The sequence below is a fragment of the Catenovulum agarivorans DS-2 genome, assembly GCF_000568405.1.
Lineage (GTDB): Bacteria > Pseudomonadota > Gammaproteobacteria > Enterobacterales > Alteromonadaceae > Catenovulum > Catenovulum agarivorans_A.
The window spans coordinates 1-669 of the sequence record NZ_ARZY01000106.1 but is presented as its reverse complement, the minus strand read 5'-3'; the positions used below and the strand labels follow the sequence as shown (position 1 = coordinate 669).

Here is a 669-nt window from a genome sequence, read left to right as displayed (position 1 = left end):
TGGTATTTGGGTTTTTCTACAGTCTCGTTATGTGTAAAAAACGATTGAGCAACGAGCGAGAAAAAACATAATGGTTGAAGTGTTAATTTTGGCTATAGCACTGAGTATGGATGCTTTTGCTGTATCAGTCGGGCTAGGCTCGAAAAATACCATGAACACGAAAACGCTAGCCTTACTTGCTTCGGTTTATTTTGGGCTGTTTCAAGGGTTAATGCCTCTAATCGGTTATTTTGGTGGGAAAGGGGTTATTGGTTGGGTTGAAAGTTACGCACATTGGATTGCATTTTCCCTTCTTCTATTGATTGGAGGAAAAATGATTTATGAGTCAATTACTGAAGGAATTGAAGAAGACATTGCTCAAATCACTCATCGAGTTATGCTTGTGCTTGCCATTGCTACAAGCATAGATGCAATGGCAGCAGGGTTCACTCTAAATTTGCTTGAGGTTAATCCACTCATAGCCTGCGGCATAATTGGAGCAACAACTTTTCTATTTAGTTGGGCAGGGGTATTTGTAGGTTTCAAAAGTGGAGTCTGGCTTGAGAGTAAAGCTGAGCTTTTTGGGGGAGTAATATTGATCGCGATTGGCTTTAAAATTTTACTATTTTGAATATCGGCCATGAATCAAACACATAACACATAACACATATGAGCCTCCCCGAGGTCAAT

At 39.9% G+C, this 669-nt stretch carries 1 protein-coding gene; it reads left to right on the top strand.

All coding sequences use genetic code 11. The features are described 5' to 3' along the window. Positions 1-70 precede the first annotated feature (70 nt). The gene (locus DS2_RS19400) at positions 71-610 is read left to right on the top strand and encodes a manganese efflux pump MntP family protein (protein ID WP_035016743.1); all 540 of its coding nucleotides are present in this window, start codon (positions 71-73) and stop codon (positions 608-610) included. The last annotated feature ends 59 nt before the right edge of the window (positions 611-669 follow it).

Coding starts and splice junctions, on each gene's coding strand:
- DS2_RS19400 (WP_035016743.1), top strand. CDS start 71: ATGGTTGAAGTGTTAATTTTGGCTATAGCACTGAGTATGGATGCTTTT.